3 protein-coding genes and 1 tRNA gene are annotated in these 4,241 nt (G+C 74.1%); 2 read left to right on the plus strand and 2 right to left on the minus strand.

Annotated features, from left to right (window positions below; all coding sequences use genetic code 11):
- Both HGA02_RS12050 and HGA02_RS20975 read left to right on the plus strand, forming a co-directional pair.
- A partial coding sequence (locus tag HGA02_RS12050; protein WP_168679210.1) for a YibE/F family protein occupies window positions 1–1,262 on the plus strand: 1,262 nt, incomplete at its 5' end.
- Window positions 1,259–2,500: a YibE/F family protein gene (locus HGA02_RS20975; RefSeq protein WP_168679211.1), complete on the plus strand. Its 1,242-nt coding sequence runs from the start codon at window positions 1,259–1,261 to the stop codon at window positions 2,498–2,500. The genes HGA02_RS12050 and HGA02_RS20975, both read left to right, overlap by 4 nt.
- 73 nt (window positions 2,501–2,573) lie before the next feature.
- Here HGA02_RS20975 and HGA02_RS12060 read toward each other — a convergent pair.
- Together HGA02_RS12060 and HGA02_RS12065 are read right to left on the minus strand one after the other, a co-directional pair.
- A tRNA-Thr gene (locus HGA02_RS12060) sits at window positions 2,574–2,649 on the minus strand.
- Window positions 2,650–2,728: 79 nt separating this feature from the next.
- On the minus strand, window positions 2,729–4,241 hold a 1,513-nt coding region (locus HGA02_RS12065; protein WP_210728489.1), incomplete at its 5' end, for an alpha/beta hydrolase.

Consider the following 4,241-nt stretch of genomic DNA (forward strand, 5'->3'; position numbering starts at 1 on the left):
CGCGCGCCGGCGTCTGGCTTGCGGCGGTGCTGGGGCCCGTGCTGCTGCTGACGCTGGTCGGCGCGTGGTGGCTGTGGCCGTCGGCGGACGCACGCCCGCCCGTGCTCGACACGACCGGGCCGGGCGTCACGTACACGACGGGCGAGCTCACGGAGGTCCGGCCCGACGCGACGGGGATGGACCAGGCGTCCGCGCGGCTGGCCGACGGCGAGGTCGTCGACCTGCACGTGCCCCCCGAGTACGTGCCCGAGGTCGCGGTGGGTGACCGGGTGCGGGTCGCGGCGATGTCCACGGCCGACGTCGGGGACCTCACGGACGTCACCGCGCAGCCGACGCTCACGACGACGTACCTGTTCGTCGACTTCGAGCGCGGGCCGCCGATGCTGCTGCTCGCCGCGGTGTTCGCGGGGCTCGTCGTGCTGGTCGCGCGCTGGCGCGGGCTCGCGGCGCTCGCGGGGATGGTGGTCGGCCTGCTCGTCGTCGGGGTGTTCACGCTCCCGGCGCTGCTCCAGGGGCAGCCGGCGGTGCCGGTCGCGCTCGTGACGAGCGTCGTCATCATGTACGCCGTGCTCTACCTGGCCCACGGCGTGTCCGTCCGCACGTCGACGGCCCTGGCCGGCACGCTCGTCGGGCTCGTCGCGACGGCTGCGATCGCGGCGTGGGCGAGCGGGTCCGCGCACCTCACCGGGCTGTCGGGCGAGTACGCGCTCGACCTCATGTCGGCGGCGCCCGAGGTGCGGCTGCGGTCGGTGCTGCTGTGCGGCATGGTCCTGGCCGGGCTGGGCGTGCTCAACGACGTGACGATCACGCAGGCGTCGGCGGTGTGGGAGCTGCACGCGGCGCGACCGGGCAGCACGTGGCGCGAGCTCGTCGGGCGGGGGATGCGGATCGGGCGCGACCACATCGCGTCGACCGTCTACACGATCGTGTTCGCCTACGTCGGCGCGGCGCTGCCGCTCGTGCTGCTCGTCAGCCTCACCGACCGCGGGCTGCTGGGCGTGCTGAGCAGCGGGGACATCGCCGAGGAAGTCGTGCGCACGCTCGTCGGGTCGATCGGGCTGGTGCTCGCGATCCCCGTGACGACGGTCCTCGCGGCCGTCCTGGTCCGGCGCAGCGCGACGGGCACGGCGACGCGTCCCGACGACGGGCACGGCGACGCCCCGGACGGTCCCGCACCCGGAACCCGTGGCACCGACCGCGCACACCACCCGCGGTCCGGTGAGGACACGGCGGACGACGCCCGCGCGGAGGTGTCGTCGTGACGCTCGACGCCCTACCTGCGACGCGGACCCGCCGCGCGGGGACGCCGCGCACCGCCGTCGTCCTCGTCGTCCTCGTGGTGCTCGCGACGCTCGGTGCGCTCGTCGGGACGCTCGCGACGTGGCCCACCGACGAGAGCCGTCCGGAGACGGGCTTCGTCGACGTCGACGTCGAGCGCGTGTCCGCGACCGTCACGGGCTCGCGCTGGGACACGTGCGACGGCACGGTCGAGGACATGGCCCCCGACGGGTCGGTCCCGTCGACCGTCCGCTGCCTGCACGTGACCGCGGAGGTCGACGCCGGCAGCGAGGCGGGCACGTCGGTCGAGGTCATCGCGACGTCGGGACTCACGCGCGCCGACGTCCCGCCCGGCACCGCGGTCGTCCTGGAGCACTACCCGTCCGACGAGAACGGCGACGAGGTCTGGGCGTGGGGCGACTTCCGGCGCGGGGTGCCGCTCGCGACGTTCGCGCTCGCGTTCGCGCTCGTCACGGTCCTCGTCGCGGGGATGCGCGGGTTCCGGGCGCTCGTCGGTCTCGCGATCGCGTTCGTCGTGCTCGCCGTGCACCTCGTGCCCGCGCTGGTCCAGGGCCAGCCGGCGCTCGTCGCGACGCTGTCCGCGGCGACGCTCGTCGTCGTCGCCGTGCTGTATCTCGCGCACGGGTTCTCGCTGCGGACCACGACCGCGCTGCTCGGCACCCTCGGCGGCCTGCTCATGGTGACCGTGCTCGGCGTCGTGGGTGCGCGCATGGCGCACCTGCACCCCGGCTCGACCGAGGACACCTACCAGCTCGCACGCCTGCTCGGCGACGACGGCGTCCGGATCCTGCAGGGCGTGTTCCTCAGCGGCGTCGTGCTCGCGGGCATCGGCGTGCTCAACGACGTGACGATCACGCAGGCCTCGGCCGTGTTCGAGCTGCGGTCCTCCGACCCGGCCGCGTCGTGGCGCGGGCTGTTCGCGCGCGGCATGCGGATCGGCCGCGACCACATCGCGTCGACCGTCTACACGATCGCGTTCGCGTACGCGGGTGCGTCGCTCCCCGTCCTGCTGCTCCTGGAGCTCTACGACCAGCCGCTCGGCATGACGCTGACGTCCGGCGCCTTCGCGGAGCAGATCGTCAGCACGCTCGCAGGCTCGATCGGCCTCGTGCTGGCCATCCCCCTGACGACGGCCGTCGCCGCCGTCGTCGCCACGCGCCTGGCGCCGAAGCACGTGTCCGGCGGCGGCCACCGCCACTGACGCTCGGCGACCGCCGCCCACCGCCGCGGGGACGACGAAGGCCCGGTCACCGTGAGGTGCCGGGCCTTCGTGCTGGAGCCGCCTTGGGGAATCGAACCCCAGACCTTCTCATTACGAGTGAGACGCTCTGCCGACTGAGCTAAGGCGGCGTCGCCGTCCCCGTGGGCGGACCCCCGGAGCAACGAGCGCGCCCACTGTACCCGGCGCAGGCCCCTGGCTCCAAAGCGGCTAGCAGCGGGTGCCGTCGGGCGGGACGGTGCCGGTGAGGATGTACGCGTCGACGGCGTCGGCGACGCAGTCGTTGGACGAGCCGTAGGCGGTGTGGCCCTCGCCCTCGTAGGTGAGCAGCGTCGCGGTGGACAGGGTCGTCGCGAGCTTCTCGGCCCACGCGTACGGCGTCGCGGGGTCGTTCGTCGTGCCGACGACGAGGATCGGGGCGGTCGCGTCCTTCGCGGAGTAGTCGTCGAGACCGCCGACGACGGGCACTGGCCAGTCGGCGCAGATGGTGCCGCCGTAGGAGAAGAACGAGCCCATGGTCGGCGCGACGGCCTCGATGCGGTCGGCCTGCGCGCGCATCTCGGCGGGGTCGGCGCTCTGCCGGTCGTCGAGGCAGCCGATCGCCCAGAACGCCTCGGTCGCGTTGGTCGAGTAGGTGCCGTCGGCCTCGCGGTCGAAGTACGCGTCGGCGAGCTGCAGCAGGATCGAGCCGTCGTTCTCGTGGATCGCCGCGTCGAGCGCCTGCGTGAGGTACGGCCACGACGGCTGCGAGTAGAGCGGCAGCGCGATGCCGTAGAACGCGAGCGAGCCGGTGAGGCGTCGGTCGCCGCCGGTCGGCAGCGGGTCGGCGACGGCGTGGTCGAGCAGCGAGCGGATCTGGCCCATCGCCTGGTCGACGTCGCCGGTCAGCGGACAGCTCGCACCGGCCAGGCAGTCGGTGACGTAGGCGCGCAGCGCGTTCTCGAAGCCCTGCGCCTGCCCCTCGGCGAGCTCGTCGGCCGTGAGGGTCGGGTCGAGGGCGCCGTCGAGGACGAGCCGGCCGACGCGCAGCGGGAAGAGGGCGGCGTACGTCGCGCCGAGCTGCGTGCCGTACGAGTAGCCGAGGTACGTGAGGGCGTCGTCGCCGAGCGCCGCGCGCAGCACGTCGAGGTCGCGTGCGGCGCTCACCGTGTCGACGTGCGCGAGCGTCTGGCCGGACCGCTCCTGGCACGCCTTGCCGACACCGCGGAAGACGTCGATCGCCTCCTGGATGCCCGCGTCCGTCGAGTAGTCCGCGTCGTACGCGACGACCGTGTCGAGGTCCTTGCCGTCCAGGCAGGTGATCGGGCTGGAGCGCTGCACGCCGCGCGGGTCGAACGCGACGAGGTCGAGCTGGCGCAGCACGTCCTCGCTGATCATCGACGCGGCCTGGTCGAGGAAGTCCACGCCCGAGACGCCGGGGCCACCCGGGTTGACGAGGAGCGAGGCGACCGCCGAGCCGCCGGTCGCGGGGCGACGGGCCAGCGCGATGCCGATGGTGGCGCCGGACGGGTCGGCGTAGTCGAGCGGGACGGTCGCGGTCGCGCACTCGCCCTGCGCGCACGTCGTCCACTCGAGCTGCTGGTCGTAGAACGGTGCGAGCGCCTCGTCCGGGGCGCCCGACGTCGCGGCGGACGTCGGCACCTGCGCCTGGTTCTTCGCCGGGACGCAGCCGCCGAGCACGAGGACGACGACCGCGCTCAGCGCGGCGACGGCGACGGCGGCG

It is taken from the genome of Cellulomonas septica, from assembly GCF_012396155.1.
GTDB lineage: Bacteria > Actinomycetota > Actinomycetes > Actinomycetales > Cellulomonadaceae > Cellulomonas > Cellulomonas septica.